The 20,116-nt window shown below is 75.0% G+C and carries 14 protein-coding genes; 5 read left to right on the forward strand and 9 right to left on the reverse strand.

Going from position 1 to position 20,116, the window contains the following annotated elements; all coding sequences use genetic code 11:
- The first annotated feature begins 207 nt into the window (after positions 1-207).
- Positions 208-1,629: a cysteine desulfurase/sulfurtransferase TusA family protein gene (locus tag IAG43_RS08180; RefSeq protein ID WP_187740090.1), complete on the forward strand. Its 1,422-nt coding sequence runs from the start codon at positions 208-210 to the stop codon at positions 1,627-1,629.
- A 71-nt stretch (positions 1,630-1,700) separates the two neighbouring features.
- Here the strand turns inward: IAG43_RS08180 and IAG43_RS08185 are convergent, their stop codons facing one another.
- On the reverse strand, positions 1,701-2,675 hold the full coding sequence (locus IAG43_RS08185; protein ID WP_187740091.1) for a carbohydrate kinase family protein: 975 nt from the start codon (positions 2,673-2,675) through the stop codon (positions 1,701-1,703).
- Between the two features lie 140 nt (positions 2,676-2,815).
- Here IAG43_RS08185 and IAG43_RS08190 point away from each other — a divergent pair, with 140 nt between their 5' ends.
- Together IAG43_RS08190 and IAG43_RS08195 are read left to right on the forward strand one after the other, a co-directional pair.
- A complete protein-coding gene (locus IAG43_RS08190; RefSeq protein WP_187744350.1) occupies positions 2,816-3,022 on the forward strand; it encodes a hypothetical protein in 207 nt (68 codons plus the stop codon).
- A 78-nt stretch (positions 3,023-3,100) separates the two neighbouring features.
- Complete coding sequence (locus IAG43_RS08195; RefSeq protein WP_187740092.1) at positions 3,101-4,573, forward strand: hypothetical protein; 1,473 nt, start codon at positions 3,101-3,103, stop codon at positions 4,571-4,573.
- 69 nt (positions 4,574-4,642) lie between these two features.
- Here the strand turns inward: IAG43_RS08195 and IAG43_RS08200 are convergent, their stop codons facing one another.
- Positions 4,643-4,999 carry a HesB/IscA family protein gene (locus IAG43_RS08200; protein WP_187740093.1) on the reverse strand — a complete coding sequence of 119 codons (357 nt, stop codon included), beginning with the start codon at positions 4,997-4,999 and terminating at the stop codon, positions 4,643-4,645.
- A gap of 252 nt (positions 5,000-5,251) precedes the next feature.
- Between IAG43_RS08200 and nadA the strand changes: the two genes are divergently transcribed.
- A complete protein-coding gene (nadA, locus tag IAG43_RS08205; protein ID WP_187740094.1) occupies positions 5,252-6,436 on the forward strand; it encodes a quinolinate synthase NadA in 1,185 nt (394 codons plus the stop codon).
- A 67-nt stretch (positions 6,437-6,503) separates the two neighbouring features.
- On the opposite strand, the gene IAG43_RS08210 is transcribed toward nadA, so the two are convergent.
- Positions 6,504-9,245, reverse strand: a complete 2,742-nt coding sequence (locus IAG43_RS08210; protein ID WP_187740095.1) for a polysaccharide biosynthesis protein — start codon at positions 9,243-9,245, stop codon at positions 6,504-6,506.
- A 187-nt stretch (positions 9,246-9,432) separates the two neighbouring features.
- Here IAG43_RS08210 and IAG43_RS08215 point away from each other — a divergent pair, with 187 nt between their 5' ends.
- Positions 9,433-10,560 (forward strand): GH39 family glycosyl hydrolase, encoded by a 1,128-nt coding sequence (locus tag IAG43_RS08215; RefSeq protein WP_187740096.1) that lies wholly within the window; start codon positions 9,433-9,435, stop codon positions 10,558-10,560.
- Here the strand turns inward: IAG43_RS08215 and IAG43_RS08220 are convergent.
- The 6 genes from IAG43_RS08220 to IAG43_RS08245 are packed head-to-tail and all read right to left on the reverse strand — an operon-like array spanning position 10,479 to position 20,100.
- Positions 10,479-12,827: a glycosyltransferase gene (locus IAG43_RS08220; RefSeq protein ID WP_187740097.1), complete on the reverse strand. Its 2,349-nt coding sequence runs from the start codon at positions 12,825-12,827 to the stop codon at positions 10,479-10,481. The genes IAG43_RS08215 and IAG43_RS08220 overlap by 82 nt on opposite strands.
- On the reverse strand, positions 12,824-14,038 hold the full coding sequence (locus IAG43_RS08225) for a glycosyltransferase family 4 protein (RefSeq protein ID WP_187740098.1): 1,215 nt from the start codon (positions 14,036-14,038) through the stop codon (positions 12,824-12,826). Before IAG43_RS08225 ends, IAG43_RS08220 begins: the two co-directional genes overlap by 4 nt.
- On the reverse strand, positions 14,035-15,363 hold the full coding sequence (locus IAG43_RS08230) for a lipopolysaccharide biosynthesis protein (protein ID WP_187740099.1): 1,329 nt from the start codon (positions 15,361-15,363) through the stop codon (positions 14,035-14,037). The genes IAG43_RS08225 and IAG43_RS08230 overlap by 4 nt, the downstream gene beginning before the upstream one ends.
- Positions 15,360-16,640, reverse strand: a complete 1,281-nt coding sequence (locus tag IAG43_RS08235) for a glycosyltransferase family 4 protein (RefSeq protein WP_187740100.1) — start codon at positions 16,638-16,640, stop codon at positions 15,360-15,362. Before IAG43_RS08235 ends, IAG43_RS08230 begins: the two co-directional genes overlap by 4 nt.
- Entirely contained in the window at positions 16,637-19,015 is a 2,379-nt protein-coding gene (locus tag IAG43_RS08240) for a hypothetical protein (RefSeq protein ID WP_187740101.1), read from the reverse strand. The genes IAG43_RS08235 and IAG43_RS08240 overlap by 4 nt, the downstream gene beginning before the upstream one ends.
- Positions 19,012-20,100, reverse strand: coding sequence for a glycosyltransferase family 4 protein (locus IAG43_RS08245; RefSeq protein ID WP_187740102.1), 1,089 nt, complete (start codon positions 20,098-20,100; stop codon positions 19,012-19,014). The genes IAG43_RS08240 and IAG43_RS08245 overlap by 4 nt, the downstream gene beginning before the upstream one ends.
- Positions 20,101-20,116 lie beyond the last annotated feature (16 nt).

The following is a 20,116-nucleotide window of genomic DNA, read 5'->3' on the forward strand; positions in this document are numbered from 1 at the left end:
GTGCCCAACGCGCCGTCCGACACCCCGAAGGGGTGTCGTGCCTGCCGATGGACGGGGCGCGGGGTTCCGGAAAGCCACCGGAATGCCCCACTCCGGGGGCGGTCTGACGGCCCCTCGCACGGCGCGCCGGCCGTCCCCGGCGGGCGGGCCGCGGGCCGGCGGCCGCCCTGCGGCACCCGTGCGGCACGGCGGCGCTAGCGTGATGACGTGCCCTACTTCGACGCCGCATCCTCCGTCCCGCTGCACCCCGTCGCACGGCAGGCGCTCCAGGCCTCGCTCGACGAGGGCTGGGCCGATCCCGCCCGTCTCCACCGCGAGGGACGGCGCGCCCGACTGCTGCTGGACGCCGCCCGGGAGGCCGCGGCGGAGGCCGTCGGCTGCCGTCCCGACGAACTCTTCTTCACTCCTTCGGGGACGCACGCCCTTCACTCCGGAATTTCCGGCGCCCTCGCCGGCCGTCGGCGTGTCGGCCGGCATCTGACGGTCTCGGCGGTGGAGCACTCCGCCGTCCTGCACTGCGCCGAGTCGTGGCGGGCGGACGGCGGAACGGTCACCGAGGCCGGCGTGGACCGGCACGGCGCGGTGGACGCGGCGGAGTTCGCCGCGCACCTGCGGGCGGACACCGCGCTCGCCTGCCTGCAGTCCGCCAACCACGAGGTCGGCACCCTCCAGCCGGTGGCCGAGGCCGCCGCCGCCTGCCGGGAGGCGGGCGTTCCGCTGCTCGTCGACGCCGCGCAGTCGCTGGGCTGGGAGGCGGTTCCCGGTGACTGGTCCCTGCTGGCCGCGAGCGCGCACAAGTGGGGCGGCCCGGCCGGGGTGGGTCTGCTCGCGGTGCGCAAGGGGGTCCGCTTCGCGCCCCGGGGGCCGGCGGACGAACGGGAGTCGGGGCGCTCCCCCGGGTTCGAGAACATCCCGGCGGTGGTCGCGGCGGCCGCGTCGCTGCGGGCGGTACGGGCCGAGGCGGCCGCCGAGGACGCCCGGCTGCGGGAGCTGGTCGACCGGATCAGGGCCCGGGTGCCGCAGCTGGTCCCGGACGTGGAGGTGGTGGGCGACCCGGTGCGGCGGCTGCCGCACCTGGTGACGTTCTCCTGTCTCTATGTCGACGGGGAGACACTGCTGCACGAACTGGACCGGGAGGGGTTCTCCGTCTCCTCCGGGTCGTCGTGCACGAGCAGCACGCTCACCCCGAGCCATGTGCTGCGGGCGATGGGGGTGCTGTCGGAGGGCAATGTGCGGGTGTCGCTGCCGGCGGGGACGCGGGCCGAGGAGGTGGAACGCTTCCTCGGCGTGCTGCCGGGCGTGGTGGCCGGGGTGCGCGAGCGGCTGGGCGCGCCGGCGTCCGCCGGGTCCGCCGGGTCCGCCGGGTCCGCCGGGTCCGCCGCGGAGGGGGACGTGGCCGGTGCCGGGCAGGGTTCCCCGCTCACCGTGGACGCCGTGGGCCGGCTCTGCCCGGTCCCGGTGATCGAGCTCGCGAAGGTGATCGGCGACGTACCGGTGGGCGGCACGGTCCGGGTCCTCGCCGACGACGAGGCCGCGCGCCTGGACATCCCCGCGTGGTGCGCGATGCGCGGTCAGGAGTACGCCGGGGAGCCCGAGCCCGGGGTGTACCTGGTGCGCCGGAAGGTCTGACGGCCCGGGGCACGGACGACGGCGGGGGTCCCGGGGCGCGTGCCCCGGGACCCCCGCCGCGCCGGACGGGATCAGCCGAGGTGCTCGCGGACCTCCGCCGCGGCGTCGTCGCCGTAGGCCTTGGTGAAGCGGTCCATGAAGTTCGCGCGGCGCAGCGTGTACTCCTGGGTGCCGAGGGTCTCGATCACCAGCGTGGCCAGCATGCAGCCCACCTGGGCGGCGCGCTCGTGGCCGACGCCCCAGGACAGGCCGGAGAGGAACCCGGCGCGGAAGGCGTCGCCGACGCCCGTCGGGTCGACCTTGGCCTCCTCGTCGGGGCAGCTGACCTCGATCGGATCGCCGCCGGCCGACTCGATGCGCACGCCGCGCTTGCCGAGGGTGGTGACGCGGTGGCCGACGCGGCCCAGGATCTCCTCGTCGCTCCAGCCGGTCTTGGACTCGATCAGGCCCTTCTCGTACTCGTTGGAGAAGAGGTAGGCGGCGCCGTCCAGCAGTATCCGGATGTCGTCGCCGGACATCCGCGCGATCTGCTGCGAGAAGTCGGCGGCGAACGGGATGGCGCGGGAGCGGCACTCCTCGGTGTGCCGCAGCATCGCCTCGGGGTCGTCGGCACCGATCAGCACCAGGTCGAGGCCGCCCACGCGGTCGGCGACGGACTTCAGCTCGATCAGGCGCGCCTCGCTCATGGCGCCGGTGTAGAAGGAGCCGATCTGGTTGTGGTCGGCGTCCGTGGTGCAGACGAAGCGGGCGGTGTGCAGGACCTCGGAGATCCGGACCGACGCGGTGTCCACGCCGTGGCGGTCGAGCCAGGCGCGGTACTCGTCGAAGTCCGAACCCGCTGCGCCGACCAGAACCGGTCCGGTGCCCAGCTGGCCCATGCCGAAGCAGATGTTCGCGCCCACACCGCCCCGCCGGACGTCGAGGGTGTCGACGAGGAAGGACAGCGACACCGTGTGCAGCTGGTCGGCGACCAGCTGATCGGCGAAGCGTCCGGGGAACGTCATGAGGTGGTCGGTCGCGATGGAGCCTGTGACGGCGATACGCACGGTGATGCTCTCCTGGGGAGGGCCGACAGTGACAGTCCACGCTACCGGGTCGCGGCATCCGGCCACGTGCGGAAACTACCCGATAGTAGGGCTTTTTTCCTTCGGTGATCGATGCATACGGTGCGGCTATGACGAAGGCTATGACGAAGCAGATCGCCGCGTGCGAGTCGCGGGAGTCCGAGATGAGCCTGGCCCAGCTGCGCGGCGACTGCGTCCGCATGGCCCCGCACTGGGTGGTCCCGGCCGTGCAGGCCCCGGCTCCCGTGCCGCCCTCCCTGATCCACGGCGTGGTCGTGCCCGCCGCCTCCGCGCGGCTCGTCGACGCGATGTCCGTCTACGGCGACTGACCCCGGGAACCGCACGCCCCCCTGCCCCGTCTCATCCCCGTCCTCCGGCGCAGGAGGCAGGAGACAAGGAGCGATGCGGTGAGCAGCACGGAGAAAGCGCACGACGCCCCCCGCCGGCGGTCCCCGCTCGTCGTCGCCTCGGTGGTGGCGGCGGTGCTGGTCGCCGGAGGGGGCGGGGCGTACTTCGCGGCCGCCGGATCCGGTGGCGACGGTTCGGCGGGCGGCAGGAGCGAGACCCGGGAGGACACCGGTCCGGCCCCGCTGCTCGCCCTCGGCACGGCGGGCGGCGGCATCGCCCCCGGCGAACCGGACCCGAACGGGCGCGGCGTCGTGTACGAGGCGGCCGGCGAGCTGCCCGACGGGCCGGGCCGGGCCGCGGTGCACCGGGCGACGGGCTCCGTGACGGAGGCCGAGGTCACCCGCCTGGCGAAGGCGCTCGGCATCACGGACGCGCCGCGGCTGGAGGGCACGGCGTGGAAGGCCGGGGCGCCGCAGGACGGCTCCGGCCCGGTGCTGGAGGTCAACAGCGAGGCTCCGGGCACCTGGACCTTCCAGCGCTTCGGCGCGGCGCCGAGCGGTGACGACTGCCCGCGGGCGAAGCCGTGTCCCGACGGCGGGACGCCCGGCGGCGGCGACCCGGGCGGCGCGGTGGACGAGGCGGCCGCCCGGAAGGCGGCGGCGCCCGTGCTGGAGGCGGCCGGGCAGGGCGACGCCGCGCTGCGCGCCGGCCAGCTGATGGGCGCGGTCCGGGTGGTGAACGCCGATCCGGTGGTGGGCGGTCTGCCGACGTACGGCTGGTCGACCGGGGTGCAGGTGGGCCCCGACGGGCAGGTCGTCGGGGGCAGCGGCCGGCTGAAGGCTCCGGAGCGGGACCACACGTACCCGGTGGTCCCGGCGGACGAGGCGGTCCGGGCTCTCAACGAGGCGGCCCGGGGCGACGGCCGGATCGGCATCGGCGGGTGCGCGACCCCCGTACCGCACCAGGACGAGCTGCGTCCGGACGCGGAGCCGGCCCCCGGGAAGCCGGTGAAGCCCGACGCGTCCTGCGACGTCGCGCCCGACCGGCCGGCCACCGAGCGTCTGACGATCACCGAGGCCGTCTTCGGGCTGGCCGTGCAGCAGGTGGACGGCCGGCCGGCGCTGGTGCCGTCGTGGCTGTTCCAGGTGAAGGGGGAGAACGGGGGCGATCCGTTCACCCTCGCGCGCACGGCCGTGGAGCCCCGCTGGGTGAAGGCGGACGAGCCTCCGGCACGGGAGGTCCCGTCGGGCGACCGGGACGGGATCCCGCCGCTGCCGGGCACCTCGTACACGGCGCAGGGCAGCACGCTGACCGTGTCCTTCTGGGGCGGGGTGTGCGACACCTACGAGGCCAGGGCCGACGAGAGCGGCGGCAGGGTGACGGTCGAGGTGGTCGTGGTCGATCCGGACCCGGACCGGGTCTGCATCGCCGTGGCAGAGGAGCAGTCGGTGAAGGTGACGCTGGACGCGCCGCTGGACGGCCGCACGGTGGTCGACGGGAGCAGCGGCAAGGAGCTGCCGCTGCGGAAGTAGGGCTCTTCGCACGCCGGAGGGCGGCGTCCCCCGCGGGGGACGCCGCCCTCCGGCGTGCGGAGCGGGCGACTAGCTGAAGGAGTCGCCGCAGGCGCAGGAACCCGTGGCGTTCGGGTTGTCGATGGTGAAGCCCTGCTTCTCGATGGTGTCGACGAAGTCGATCGAGGCGCCGCCCAGGTACGGGGCGCTCATGCGGTCGGTGACGACCTTGACGCCGCCGAAGTCCTTGACGACGTCGCCGTCGAGCGAGCGCTCGTCGAAGAACAGCTGGTACCGCAGGCCGGAGCAGCCGCCGGGCTGGACGGCGACACGCAGCGCGAGGTCGTCGCGGCCTTCCTGGTCGAGCAGGGCCTTGACCTTGTCCGCGGCGGCGTCGGACAGGAGGATGCCGTCGCTGACTGTGGTCTTCTCGTCCGATACGGACATCTGCTTCTCTCCCGGGTTGTACGGAGACTGCTTGCCGACGATTGCAACCGGCGTGGCCGCGGATTCATTCCGGGGCCGGGGTCTTTCCCTTTTTCATGCTCGCACACCGGCCCGGCACGGGGTAACGCCCCGGGGAAGAGGGGGTGCGTCACATCGACGCTATGGCCGTCGTCAAAGTGACGTGAAGCGGTTATGATAGATAGCGTCATATAGACGAGAAGTCTCCTGTCAGACGAAGAAAGGGTGCGTGTCGTGACCACCGCCCACACCACCGAGCTCGATGTCCAGCCGTCGCCGCTCGCCCTCCTGCTGCTCGGCCGCGAGGCCGACCCCCGGAGCGAGCGCGGCGTAGAGTGCCCCGGCGACCTGCCCTCCCCCTCCGACCCGGACCTGGTGGAGCGCGCCCGCGCGGCCAAGGAGAAGCTCGGCGACAAGGTCTTCGTCCTCGGACACCACTACCAGCGCGACGAGGTCATCCAGTTCGCGGACGTGACGGGCGACTCCTTCAAGCTGGCCAGGGACGCGGCGGCGCGGCCCGAGGCCGAGTACATCGTCTTCTGCGGCGTGCACTTCATGGCCGAGTCCGCCGACATCCTCACCACCGACGACCAGAAGGTCGTCCTGCCCGACCTCGCCGCCGGCTGCTCGATGGCCGACATGGCGACGGCCGAGCAGGTCGCCGAGTGCTGGGACGTGCTCACCGAGGCCGGCGTCGCCGAGCAGGTCGTGCCCGTCTCGTACATGAACTCCTCGGCGGACATCAAGGCGTTCACCGGCAAGCACGGCGGCACGATCTGCACCTCGTCCAACGCGAAGCGGGCGCTGGACTGGGCGTTCGAACAGGGCGAGAAGGTCCTCTTCCTGCCCGACCAGCACCTCGGGCGCAACACCGCGGTCCGCGACATGGGCATGTCCCTCGACGACTGCGTCCTGTACAACCCGCACAAGCCGAACGGCGGCCTGACCGCCGAGGAGCTGCGCGGCGCGAAGATGATCCTGTGGCGGGGGCACTGCTCGGTGCACGGCCGCTTCTCGCTGGAGTCGGTGAACGACGTGCGCGAGCGGATCCCCGGCGTGAACGTCCTGGTGCACCCCGAGTGCCGACACGAGGTCGTCGCGGCCGCGGACCACGTGGGCTCGACCGAGTACATCATCAAGATGCTGGAGGCCGCCCCGGCCGGCTCGAAGTGGGCGATCGGCACGGAGCTGAACCTGGTCCGGCGGCTGGCGAACCGATTCGCCGGCGAGGGCAAGGAGATCGTGTTCCTCGACCGGACCGTGTGCTTCTGCTCGACGATGAACCGCATCGACCTGCCGCACCTGGTGTGGACCCTGGAGTCGCTGGCCGAGGGCACGCTGGTCAACCGCATCGAGGTCGACAAGGAGACCGAGAGCTTCGCCAAGCTGGCGCTGGAGCGGATGCTGGCCCTGCCGTAAGGGACCACCGCACGGCGGCGTGTGTCCCCACCGCGTGGTCGCGGTGGGGACACACGCCTCCGTGCGGCTAGAAGTCGTCCGGGTAGGGGACCGTCAGGGCCCGGGGGCCGGGGGGTGCGGAGGCGGGGAAGCCCGGGATCATGGCGGCCAGCGACCGGCGGGTGCCGGCCGCGTCGTTGCGTTCGGCGGCCGCGTAGAGCCCCGGGAGCGACCTGCGCAGATCCCCGAGGTCCGGCGCCGCGGCCGACGCCGTCGCGAGGATCTTCGGATGGGCGGTCGGCGCGTAGCTCTCCTGTTCCGAGAACAGCGACTCGCTCAGCTTCTCCCCCGTGCGCAGGCCCGTGAAGCGGATCTCCGGGTCCGGCACGTTGACCGACCGGGCGAACTTGTGGACCAGGTCGACGATCCTGACCTCGTCCCCCATGTCGAGGACGAACACCTCGCCGCCCCTCGCCAGCCGGGCCGCCTCCAGGACCAGCCCGACCGCCTCCTCCACGGTCATGAAGAACCGGGCCACGTCCGGGTGGGTGACCGTCACCGGCTCGCCGGAGGAGAGCTGTTCGGCCAGGACGGAGAGCAGGGAGCCCCGGCTGCCCAGCACGTTGCCGAACCGCACGGCCGCCAGCACGCACTCCCCGCCCGCGTTCGCCTGCACGGTCAGTTCGGCCAGCCGTTTCGTCGCCCCGAGGATCGAGATGGGGTCGGCGGCCTTGTCCGTCGAGATCAGGACGAACCGCTCCACCCCGCTCGCCAGCGCCGCCTGCACGAGGTTCTCGGTGCCCAGCACGTTCGACTTCACGCCCTCGCACGGATGGCGTTCCAGCAGCGGCAGGTGCTTGTGGGCGGCGGCGTGGAAGACCACGTCGGGGCGCTGCTCGTCGAAGATCTGGCGGACGCGGCCGCCGTCGCGGATGTCGCAGATGAGGATGTCGTCGTCGACGAGCGCGTCGCCGTCCAGCTCCAGCTGGAGGCGGTGCAGGTTCGACTCGTCGTGGTCGAGCAGGAACAGCCGGGCCGGTTCGAAGCCGCGCACCTGCCGGCAGAGTTCGCTGCCGATGGAGCCTCCGGCCCCGGTGACGAGGACCCGCTTCCCCGCCACGATCGAGCGCGTCTCGGGGCTGACGACGTGCATCTCCGAGCGCCCGATGAGGGTGTGGACGTCCAGGGCCCGCATGTCGCTGCCCACCACGTCGCGCCGGAGCGCCGCGATGAACGACGGCAGGTAGCGCACACTGACCCCCGCCGCGCCGGCCTGCCGCACCACGTGGCGGAACCGTTCCGGGCTGAGGCCCGGGATGGCCACGACGACCGCCTCGGCGCCGTGGGCGAGCGCCGCCTCCCGGGTGTCGTCCAGGCCCCCGAGGACCGGCAGGTCCGCGGGGCCGGCGTCCGCCGGGCGGTCGTCGAGGAAGCCGATCGGGCGCAGACCGAACTCCGACGCCCCGGCCAGGTCCCGGGCCAGCGCCCGGCCGGCCTCGCCGGCGCCCACCACCAGCGTCCGCAGCCCGCGGCGGCCCCCGGGGGCCGGCCCGTCCGGGTGCCTGCGCTCCGCGGCCGGGGGCCGCGGAGCAGGGGCGCGGCGGGCGGCCGGCGGGACCGGGGCGCGCGCCAGCCGCGCGAGCTCGTCGGCGACCCGGTCCACCGAGGAGTCCGGCAGCCCCGGATACATGGGCAGGGAGAGCAGGAGCGGGAAGAGGGCGTCGGCTCCCGGGAGGCCGCGGGGGGACACCGCGGCCTCCCGGAAGAAGGGCATGTGGTGCAGGGGCGTGAAGTGGACCGACGTCCCGATCCCCCGGTCCGCGAGGCGCTCCACCAGGTCGTCGCGGCCGGTGCCGAACCCGGCCAGGACCCGGACGGCGTACAGGTGCCAGGCGTGCCCCCCGCCCTCCGGCACGTCGAGCGGCTCGATCCCCGGCACCCCGGCCAGCGCGTCCGCGTACCGCGCCGCTATCGCGTCGCGCCGCCGCTGCCACGCGCCGAGCCGGCGCAGGTGCGCCCGTCCGATCGCCGCCTGGACGTCCGTCATGTTCGCCTTCAGGCCGGCCTCGTCGACCGTGTACCGCCAGCTGCCGCCGGGGAGGTTGCGCCGCCACGCGTCCGCGGACATGCCGTGGAGCCGGGCGCGGCGGAACCAGGCCGCCCGCTCCTCGTCGCCGGTGGTGATCATGCCGCCCTCGCCGATGGGGAGGTTCTTGGTGGCGTAGAAGCTGAAGCAGGCGGCCGGCGAGGCGGATCCGACGGGGTGCCCGCCGGCCCGGGTGCCCAGGGCGTGCGCGGCGTCCTCGACGATCCGGTCGAGCGGCAGCCCTGCCGCCTCGGCGAGCTCCGCGACGGGCGCCGGGGCGCCGGCGTAGTGCAGGACGACCATCGCGGCGGGCCGGCCGCAGGCGCGGACGGCCCGGTCGACGGCCTCGGGGGTGGCCGTCGCCGTGCGCGGGTCCACGTCGACCAGGGCGGGGCGCAGCCCGGCGTGGAGGATCGCCTCCGCCGCGCCGCAGAAGGTGACGGCCGGGATCAGCACCAGGCTTCCCGGCGCGAGCCGCAGCGAGCGCAGGGCGAGTTCGAGCGCCGCGGTGCAGGAGCTCACCGCGACCGCGTGCGGTGCCCGCACCCAGGCGGCGAACTCGTCCTCGAAGCGGGCGGTCTCGCGCCCCGTGGTCAGCCACCCGGAGGCCAGGACGCCGTGCACGGCCCGGCGTGCGTCGCGGGTGACGGTGGCGGCGGCGAACGGCACCTCGCGGGCGTTGGCGGCGGACGGGGAGCCCGCCCGCTGCCGACCGGAACGGGTCCTCAGACGGTGGACCGTCATCGCATGATCCTTCACGTAGTCCTGCCCGGGTCTCCCGGGCCGTGGCGCCCCCGCCGGCCCCTGGGCGGGCCGCCGGTCGCCCGGACGGCACCGCGGGGGAATTCGTACATTTACGTTGTATACGTACATGATGGACCCGGCCGCGGTACCGGGTCAAACGGTGCGTTCGACGCATATACTCTCCGGCGTGGTGCGAATCCGCGCGGAACGACGGCTGGTCCTGCTCGCGGCCCTGGCGGTCCTCGCGGCGTCGCTGCTCGGCACCGGATGCGGCGCGCCCGACCCGCCCGGCCTGCGCCTGGGGATCTCGTACGGCAACACCCTGGTCCGGATGCCGGACGGCGAGCTCGCCGCCGCGCTCGACGACGCCCGGACCCTCGGTGCGGACTGGGTGCGGACGGACCTGTCCTGGCAGGACATCCAGGACGACGGCCCGACGACCTACCGGTGGCACCTCTTCGACCGTGTGGCCGGGGCGGCGGCCGCCCGCGGGCTCACCCTGCTGCCCGTCCTGGCCTACACGCCCCCCTGGGCGAGACCCGCCGGATGCACCCACGACCAGACCTGCCCGCCGGCCGACAGCGGGGCCTTCGCCCGGTTCGCCGCGGCCGCGGCCGAGCGGTACGCCCCGCGCGGGGTGCACACCTGGGAGGTCTGGAACGAGCCGAACCTCGCCGGCGCCTGGCGGCCGGCGGCCGACCCCGCGGGCTACAGCACGCTGCTGAAGGCGACGAGCGGGGCCCTGCGCCGCGCCGACCCCTCGGCGCGGGTCATCCTCGGCGGCCTCGCCGCGACGCCGACGCGAGGGGGCGACATGGACCAGGCGGAGTTCCTCGCCGCCGTGTCGGCACGCGGCGGCAACAAGGCCGTGGACGGCGTCGGCTACCACCCGTACACCTACCCCCTCCTGGCGAGCGCCCGGACCGCGCACGGCACGGCCTGGGACGCGATGGACGCCGCGTCCGGCGGTCTGCGGAGCGTCCTGCGCCGCTACGGCACCCCCGACCTGCCCTTCTGGATCACCGAGTACGGCGCCCCGACGGACGGACCGGGAACCGCCTCCGACGGCAGGCCGCAGGCGACCTCCCCGAGGACGACGCATGTGACCGAGGCACGGCAGGCCGCCATCGCGGCCGACGCCGTGCGGACCGCCGCCGCCGACGCCGATGTGGCCGCGCTGATCTGGTACTCGGACCGCGACCTCGGCAGGGACCGGGCCACCAACGAGAACTTCTACGGCCTGCGCAGGGCCGACGGCAGCGCCAAGCCCGCGTTCGACGCCCTGCGGGGGGCCATCGCCGGGCTCCGCGGCTGAGACCCGCGCCGCCCGTGGCCGGACCGGTGGCACCGGTCCGCGTGGTCCGCCGACAGCAGCGCGCGCAGCAGCGCGACGTAACGGCCGGTCAGAACGGGCCAGGGATAGCGTTCCACCGCCCAGGCGCGCGCGGCCGCGCCCAGCCGGTCGCCGAGGCCGCTCTCGTCCAGGACCCGCCGGCAGGCGCCGGCCAGCGCCTCGGCGTCGCCCGGCGGGGCGAGCAGACCCGTCACGCCCGGCGAGACGATGTAGGCGATGCCGCCCACGTCGGAGCCGACCACGGGCGTTCCGCACGCCATCGCCTCCATCAGGGCGATGGGATGGCACTCCGCCTCGCTCAGCGACGGCAGCACGAAGGCCGCCGCGCCCTGCACGGCCCCGACGAGGTCGTCGCCGAAGAGTTCGCCCGCGAAGTCCACCCGGTCGCCGACGCCGAGACGTTCGGCCAGCGCCTTGTGGTCGGGGACGGCGTCTCCCCCGCCGACCAGGCGCAGCCGCGTGCCGGGCCGGTCCCCCAGCAGCGCGAACGCCCGCACCAGCACGTCCACGCCCTTCCACGCCGACGCGCGCTCCATCCGGCCGACGTAGAGGAGCGTGCGCGCCCGCGCCGACGGCGGCGGCCCCGGGGTGAAGCGGTCGAGGTCCACTCCGGGGGTGATCTGCGTGGCGTGCGGCCGGCCGGACGCGAGGGACACCGGCGACACGGGGGCGAGCGCGCAGGCCCGGCGGAAGACACGCGGCAGGATGTGCCGCTCGTACAGGCCGATGACCGCGTCGAGGTGACCGCGCCCCTTGCGCATGGAGCCCGAGTGGTACGTCAGCACCGTCGGCCGCGGCCCCGAGAGGAGGACCGCCAGGTCGCCGAGTCCGGGGACCGGGGCGTGGGCGTTGACGGCGTCGGCCCCGAGCCTGCGCAGCCAGAGCCGGACCTGGAACGGCCACAGCGGGCTGACCGGTGTGTTCGACAGCCGCGCCCAGGTGCCCAGCCGGACGACGGGCACGTCCCCGCCCTCGACCGAGGTGCGCCGGCCCGCGGTGTTCGACGTGATGACGGCGGCCCGGAAGCCGGGCTCCCCGGCGGCGGCGTGCGCGATGCGCTGCGCGTAGTTCTCCGCGCCGCCGACGTTCGGCGGGTAGTAGGGCGACACCACGGCCAGCGTCCGCCGCCGGCCCCGGTCGAGGGCCCGTTCGAGGACGGCGGCCGTACGGTCGGCCTGACGCTCCCACGCGGTGTCCGGAGCCGCGTCACCGGAGTGACCGCCGGCGGGCACGTCGCCGCCCAGCGCCCGGTCCAGCACCGCCACCAGGCCGGCCGCGTCGCCGGCCGCGAGGTGCCAGAGGTGGCCGCCGGACGTACGGGGGGCGGCGCCGCCGGGATGGAGGACGACGACCGGCCGGCCGCAGGCCGCGGCCTCCGCGAGCACCGCGGCGTACTCGTCGTGGCCCGCGGACACGACGACCACCCGGGCGCGCCCGTACGCCTCGGCCGGTGTGCCGGCCGCCGGGCGGGCCGGGACCACGAGCCCGTGACCGGACCGGGCCCGGCGGGCGCGGCGGGCGCGCTCCGCGGCCGTGGCCGCCCGTCCGGAGACCTCGACCCGTACCTCCGGGACGGTCCGCGCCAGCCGGCCCGCCGCCCTCAGCACCTCCGCGAGGCCGTCGAAGCCCGCCGTGCCGGAGCGGGGGCCGGCGAAGAGGATCTGCGGTGCGGGTGCGGGCGGGCGCCGGGGGAAGTCGCCCGGGTCCACCCCGGGGGCGATCGTCGTCGCGCGTGCCGCGACGAGGGCGGGAAGCGCGGCCGCCACGCACTCGCAGGAGCAGACGGCCTCCTGGGCCCGGTACGCGGTGGCGGCGAGCACGGTCCGGTCGTACGCGGCGCGCACCGCGCCGGTGGCGGGACCGCCGTGGTAGGTGAGGACGAACGGGGTGTCCGCGCACGCGCGGGCGGCCGCACCGGCGAGGAGCGGGGCGCCGGCGTGCACGTCGACGACGTCGACGGCCTCCTCCGCCACGATGTGCCGCATCCCGCGCAGCCAGTGCGCCGCCCCGGACGCGGGCGCGGCCGGGACCGCGATGCGGTGCACGCGTATCCCGTCCGGGCGGTCGTGGACTCCGGCGGGCGCGTCCGGCCCGGCGGCGGTGGCCACCACCACCCGCAGGCCGTGGCGTGCCCGGAGCACCTGCGCGAGGCCGTCCGCGTACCGGGCCGCGCCGCCCGGACCGGGAGGGAAGGCCGGGGTGGCGATCAGAACTGAGGACACCGTCATGATCGTGCCGCTCCTCGGGGGTCGGGCAGGCCCTGGGCCTGCCGGCGGTGGTGGTGGGCCGCCGCCTGGCGGTAGTGGTGTTCGAGGGCGTCGAGGAACTCGCCGATGCCGTAGCGCTCCGCCCGCACGGCGGAGGCGGCGCCCATCCGCTCCAGCACGCCGGGCCTGCCGAGCAGACCGCCGAGCGCCCCGGCCAGCCGGACGGGGTCGCCCGCCGGGACGAGGACGCCGTTGTCGGGACCGACGAGTTCGGGCAGACCGCCGACGCGGGAGGCGACGAGCGGGCGTCCCACCTGGAGCGCCTCCAGCGCCACGGTCGGGAAGTTCTCGGGCCACAGCGACGGCACCGCGACCACGGCGGCGTCGCCGAGGCAGTCGAGCACCTCCGCCTCGCCCAGCCAGCCCCGGAAGCGGGCGCGCCGGGCTGCGACGAGGTCGGCCGCGGCGCTCTCCAGCGCGGGCCGGTAGGGGCCGTCGCCGACCACGGTGAGCCGCGCCGACGGGTGCCGGGGCAGCAGCCGGCGCATCGCCTCCAGCAGCACGCCGACGCCCTTGCCCTGGACGAGCCGGCCGGCGACGACGACGTGGTCGGCGGTCGTGAGGGGCCGTGGCGGGGTCTTGCGTTCGATGCCGTTGGGGACGACGTGGACCGGTACCGGTCCGGCGTCGCGGGCGACGGCCCGCGCGAAGTAGCGGCTGGGCACGAGGATCCTGTCCACCCGCCGCACCCTGGGCAGATAGGCCGGGCGCTGTACGAACCGGAGGCAGCCGTAGCGTGCCAGGTCCGACGCGGACAGCCGCTCTCCCGCGGGGGCGCCGGTGAGCTGCCACCGCAGCAGGCCGAGCGTCCAGTCCTCGGGCCCCTGCACACTCAGCACGCGGGGGTACCCGGCGGTCGCGGCGAAGAGCGAGGGGCTGAACTCGCTGGTGCAGTGCAGGTGGACGCAGTCGGGCCGGAACGCCTCCAGCACGGCGCCGGCCTGTCGGCGGCCGCGGGCGTACCAGAGCTTCCGGGCGAGGCGGCGGGGTCCGCTGCCGGTGATGGCGGGCACGAGGTCGTCGGCGAAGACCCGCTCCCCGTCCGCCATGCGGTCGGTGGCGACGACCCGGTTCACGTGCCCCCGGGCGGTGAGGCCCTCGGAGACCAGCCGGACCAGCTTCTCCGCACCGCCCGCCTCGAAGCCGTTGTCGATGAAGTGCAGGATCCTCATGGCCGTGCCTCCGGGTCCGGCGCGCCGCCGAGCGGTCGGAGGGAACGGGTCCGGCGCCGGCGGCGCACCAGAGCCGTCGCCGCGACACACCCCGAGGCCAGGTTCCCGGCGCCCCAGGCGATGGCCGCCCAGTGGAGCCCCGAGTCCAGCATCAGGAACGTGACACCGAGGATGACCGCCACCGAGACGGTCTCGGACACGATCGACGCGACGAGCTGACGGGTCACCTTGAGCAGGAAGCTCGTCCAGGTGTAGAAGGCGACCGCCGGGGCCACGGCCGCGAACACCTGGAGGGTGACGGTGCCGCCCTCGGCGTACCCCTTGCCGAAGAGTCCCAGCACCGGCCCCACGCAGACCAGGACGAACGCGGCGGCGGGCACGGTCACGGCCAGCATGGCGAGCCCGGACCTGCGGGCGAGGGCGGGGAGGTCGGCCCGGGCCTGCGAGCCCTCCGCGAAGAGCGCCTCGCCGATGGCGTACGACGCGCAGTAGACGAGGTTCGCGATCTGGAACGCGATGAAGTACGTGGCCGCCGGAACGGGCCCGAGCTGCTGCAGCACCACGAGGGGCAGCACGATCTGCGGCACCAGGTTGAGGCTGCTGGACAGGTAGTTGGTCAGCGAGTAGGCCAGGGTGTTCCGCAGCACTCCCCAGGAGAAGTGGGGGCGCACCCGCAGGCGGAGCCTGCGGCGGAGGACCGCCACGCTGGTGACCGCGGCGACGGCCGAGGCGGCCCCGCTGGCGACGAAGATGCCGAAGGGGCCGGCCGCGACGAGGGCGACGGGCAGTGCCAGCTTGACGCCGTTCATCAGCACGCCGTTGATGAGCAGGTTGAGGCGCGTCGCGCGGAACGCGACGAAGACGGAGTCCGTCAGCAGGTTGACCGCGGCACTGGCGGCCAGGAGCACGAACGCCGCGATGTGCAGCGGTGACTGGTGCATGTAGCCGAGCTGGGGGGCGAGGAACGGCGCGGTCGCGACGAACCCGCCGGAGATCAGCAGGGCGCCCATGGACACCGTGCTGACGGCCGTGCTGGTGTCCTCGCTCCGGCGGGCGCTGGTCGGCAGGTGCCGCACCAGCGTGGTGCTCAGGCCGAAGAGGCTGAGGTACGACAGCAGGTAGACGCAGGAGAGCAGGGAGGACGCCCGGCCGACGTCCTCGGCCGGGTACAGGCGGGCGACCAGGATCCAGAACGCGAACCCGGCGACGGCACCGATCGCCGTGGTCACCGTGAGGTAGAAGGAGTTGCGGAGCAGCGGATCGCGCCGCATCGCGGCCAGGCCGGCAGGCGACGGCGGTCTCGGCAGCGCCCGGACGAGGGTCACCGCGGCCCACTCCCCCGGTACGCGGCCCCCCGCGGGCCGCCGGTGCGGGCCCTGGGTGCGGTCCGGCCGTGCTCGCGGCGCACGTCCTCGTAGAGCCGCAGGAGCGCGTCCGTGTGCCCTTCCCAGGCGAGCGCGGCGGCGGCGTACCGCCGCGAGTAGGCGGCCATGCGCTCCCGCCGGGCCCGGTCGCGGGCGAGCGAGGACAGCGTGTCGCGCAGGACGGGGACCTCGCGCGGGAGCAGTGCCACCCGGTCGCGGTCCAGGCCGTAGGGCGCGTACCCCGGGTCGTCGCTGGTGACGACGGGCAGGCCGGAGGCCATGGCCTCCTGGACGGAGAGCGGGAAGCCCTCGGCGGTCGACGGCAGGGCGAAGACGTCGCAGGCGCGGTAGAGCTCGGCGAGTGCCGCGGGCGGCAGCGCGCCGAGACCGTGCACGCCGCTGCGCCCGCCGAGGGCGCTCCCGTCCCCGTCCCCCGCGAACACCAGCTCGTACGCGGGGTCGGCCGCCGCGAGCAGCAGCTCCCACCCCTTCTTGCGCACCAGCCGGCCGACGAAGAGGACGAGGACCCGGTCGCGCGGCAGCCGGTAGCGGTCGCGCACCCGCTCGCGCTCCCCGGCGGACGCGGCCGGGCGGAAGAACTCCGTGTCGACCCCGTTCGGCACGTGGCGCACGGCACCGCGCCGCGCGCCGTGCCCGACGGCGAAGGCGCCCACACCGTCGTTGACCACCACGACGCGGCCGGCCCGGCTCAGCAGGCGCCGTCCCGCGGCGGCGTAGACCGCGCGCTGCACCAGGCCGACGAACGGGGAGGGGTGGTCCACGACGGCGACGTGCTGGGTGACGACGTGGGGTGTGCGGGTGAGGGCGGCGGCCAGCCCCGCCGCCCAGGACGTCATGTAGAGGCAGTCGTGCACGTGCACGACGTCCGCCCAGCGCGCCCAGCGCACGGCCGCGGGGAGCAGCGCGGGCGCCAGGACGGGGAAGGGGATGCCGGCGCGCTCCTCCACCCCGTGCCAGGCCGGGACCCGCACGACGCGCACGGCGTCCCCGTCCGCCCGCTCGCCGCCCGCCCGCTCACCGTCCGCCCGCTCCCCGGCGCGGCCGGTCCCGGGCGCGCCGGGGCGGGGCCCGCTGGTCAGCACGGTCACGTCGGCTCCCCTGCGGGCGAGGTGCGCGGCCTCCTGGCGGACGACGTTCTCGATGCCTCCGAGGTGGGGCGGGTAGTGGTGGCTGACCAGCAGCACACGCGGGGAACGGTCCGGGCGGGTCGCCGTCATCGGAAGATCTCCGTTCCCTCGCTGCTGTAGAGCTTGTCCTTCATCGCGTCGAGGAAGGCGACCGGGTAGCGGTACGTCACGAGGTCGCCGCGGGAGAACACGGTCACCTCTCCTTTCTTCACGGCGGTCGGGCCGAGGAGCACGTACGCGTCCCGCTCGACGAGCGCCGGGTAGAGGTCGTCCTTCACGGCGCCTCGGTTCCGGTCCTCCAGCCGCTGGAACCCGTAGCCGCTCGTCGGGCCGTCGGTCTGGACGTTCACCTGTCCGACCAGGCTCGGGGCGGGCGGCACGGCGGGAGGCGGCGGTGCGAGGCCGGGGCCGGGGCCGTCCACCGTCCGCGCCTCCAGCCACCCGACGGCCGCGTCCTTCTCGGGGTGGGCGTAGTACATGTCGTAGTACTGGCCCGCGTTGTCGAGGTGGAGCTGCGGCCGGTAGCCGCCGAGCACCTTCGGGACGACCCCGGTGAGGTCGACGAAGATCGCGAGCGTCACGGCGCAGGCGACCGGTGGCCCGGCCCGGCCCGCCCAGCGGAAGATCCACAGCATTCCGGCGGCGACGAACGGGGCGAAGAAGAAGAGCCCCTGCTGGAACGAGCGCAGCAGCCCGTAGTCGACCGACAGCTGGGGCAGCACGGTCAGGACGGCGATGACGACGGTCATCCCCACGGTGAGCGTCACCTGGTCGCGCTGCGGGCGGAAGACCCGGCGACGGCCCACGAGCGCCGTCACGAACCCGACGGCCAGCAGGACCTGGAGGACGCGGGCCACGGACTGGCGGACGGTCTCGTTCACCGCGGACACGTCGACGCCCAGATCCTGGATCGCCCTTCCGGCCGAGGTGAGCGGCAGGTTCTGCTGCTCGGCCGGCGGCGTGGGGTAGTCGTCGACCACGGCCATCGGATACAGGCCGCCCCGTTCGGACCTGTCCTCGACGGCCTCCGCGCGGAAGTCGTCGAGGCGCTGCTGGGGGCTGACCACATGGCCGCCGAACAGGCTGTACGCGGTGTCGGAGGAGCCCTGCTCGGCGGCTCCGCCGACCAGGTCCCGCACGGTGAGCGAGACCGTGCTGTGCAGCTGGTCGGAGGTGTGGGTGACGGGCCCCGTCCAGGCGACCGTGGCCACCGCCATGCCCGCGACCATCCACAGGGTCACGAACCCGCGCGCCACGGGCCCGCGGGCCCCGCGCCGCCGCAGGCGGGAGGCGAGCCGCCAGGCGATGTCCACGGCGAACGCCAGCGCGAAGACCGTGACGAGGATGTACGTGGTCGAGTAGTGGGAGATCACGATGCCGCAGAACAGCGCCATGACCATGAACCGCCGGTTCGCGAGCGGACGGCCGGTGTCCGTGAGGACGACCATCACGCAGCCGAGCAGCACGAAGGCGACCTCCTGGCGGGCCAGGAAGGTCATGTCCGAGAAGAACGCCGGGAACGCCATGAAGAAGACGGCGGACAGCAGCGCGAGCAGCTTCGGCGCCACGTTGCGGACCGAGCGGTGCACGAGCGGGACGGCCAGCGCGAAGAGCACGGGCAGCAGTGCCTTGAAGACGTACATGCCCGGGATCCCGGTCAGCCGCTCCAGCGCCGTGGGCAGCAGGGTGACGCTCAGGCAGGCGTTGTACGGGTCGTCGTAGCCGCCGACGTTCCACCGGTCCGCGTCCGACGTCATCCGGAAGAACACGAACTCCCGCTGGATGTCGTGGCCGCTGAGCCCCCAGCCCCGCAGCGAGGTGAGGAGCAGCAGGGCGACGGCGGCGAGGAACAGGCCGAGTTCCACGACCGGCGAGGACCAGCGCGCGTGCCGGGCCATGAGGAGGACGACGAGCAGGGCGACGCCCGTCAGGGCGGCGAAACTCACCTGCGAGCCCAGCCCGTTGTTCAGCCGCACCGCTCCGGCGACCGCCAGGGCGACGGTCGGGACGCCCAGGGCCAGGACGGCCGCCGTGCCGGCCGGCAGCGGCTCCCTGCGCAGGGTCCGCCACCACGGGACCCCGCCCCCCTGGCGGTCGGACGGCGGACTCAGGGCGGCGAGGAGCACCAGGGACCCGGCAGCGGCCAGGGTGAGGGGCAGCCGGGTGAGCGGGCGGTCCATGCCGGCGAGCGGGAGCACGGTGTTGAGCGCCAGCGCCACGGCCATGGCCCAGACCACGCCGAGACAGACGGCGATCAGCAGGCGGCCGTCACGGGTCGAGACGGACCGGCCCGCGACGTCGTACATGAGCACGGCGGGCGCGCCCAGGAACAGCCACAGGCCCGCGGCGGCGAGCAGCACCGCCGGCGTCCCGGGCACGAGGACCACGGCGCCCGCGGCCAGCGCGCCGGCGACGAGGGTCCGGCGGCCGGCCACGCGCCGGCCCATGGTCCGGGGCGTGATCATGGCAGGGCCCTCGCGTAGACGTCCTCGACCCGCCGGACCGCGGCCTCCCACGAGTAGGCGGTCGCCGCCCGGGCGCTGCGCCGGGCGAGACGGGTCCGCAGCGCCGGGTCGCTCGCCACCCGGTCGACGGCGGCGGCCAGCGCGGCCGGCTCGGGCGCGGCCAGCAGGCCGACGCCGCGGAGCAGTTCGGTGTTGCCGGGCACGTCGGTGGCCACGACGGGCAGCGAGGCCGCCATCGCCTCCAGGGCCGACAGCGCCATCCCCTCCCGGTCCGAGGACAGCACGAAGGCGTCGGCTTCGGCGTAGGCGCGGACGAGGTCGGGGCCGTGGAGCGGGCCGGCGAAGGTGACGTCCAGACCGAGCCGCGCCGCCCGCGCCTGGAGGCCGGCGCGCTGCTCCCCGTCGCCGACGACGCGCAGCGCCACGGGCTGACGCGCCAGGCGGAGGGCGTCGAGGAGCCGGCCGACGTTCTTCTGGGGGCAGAGCCGGCCGACGAAGAGCAGCCGCAGCGGACGGCCGGTGACGGGCCGGGGCGGCATGAAGTAGTCGCCGCCGACGCCGTTGGGCACGACGAACACCCGCTCCGGGCGGACGCCGTACCGTTCCCGCACGAACGCCGACTGCCGCTCGGTCAGGACGATGACGGCGGCCGCGGCCCGCAGGACGCGGCCGAGGACGTGCTTCTTGTAGGCGGGCAGCAGCACCCCGAGCGGGCCCGAGGCGCCGGCGTCGAGGTGGTAGTGGACGACGAAGCGCTGCCGGCGCACCCGGGCGGCGAGGGCGACGAGTTCCGGGAAGAGGCCGAAGGGGGCGTGCACGTGCATCACCGATCCGCGCGGCGCCCGCAGCAGCGACAGGAGGACGCCGGGGGCGATGGCCGTGTGGGCGAACTCGACGGCGCGGTGGCGCAGTACGGTGACCCGGCCGTCGCGAACGTGCCGGGGCGCGGCGCCGGAGCCGAGGGTCGTGGTGACCACCCGGACGTCGTGGTGCCGCCCGAGTCCGGCGACGAGGCTCTCCGCCACCCGTTCGATACCGCCCAGCTGGGGCGGGTAGTACGCCGTGATCTGCAGGATGGTGTTCATGGGACGACCGGTGTTC

Source organism: Streptomyces genisteinicus (genome assembly GCF_014489615.1).
In the GTDB taxonomy this organism is placed as follows: domain Bacteria; phylum Actinomycetota; class Actinomycetes; order Streptomycetales; family Streptomycetaceae; genus Streptomyces; species Streptomyces genisteinicus.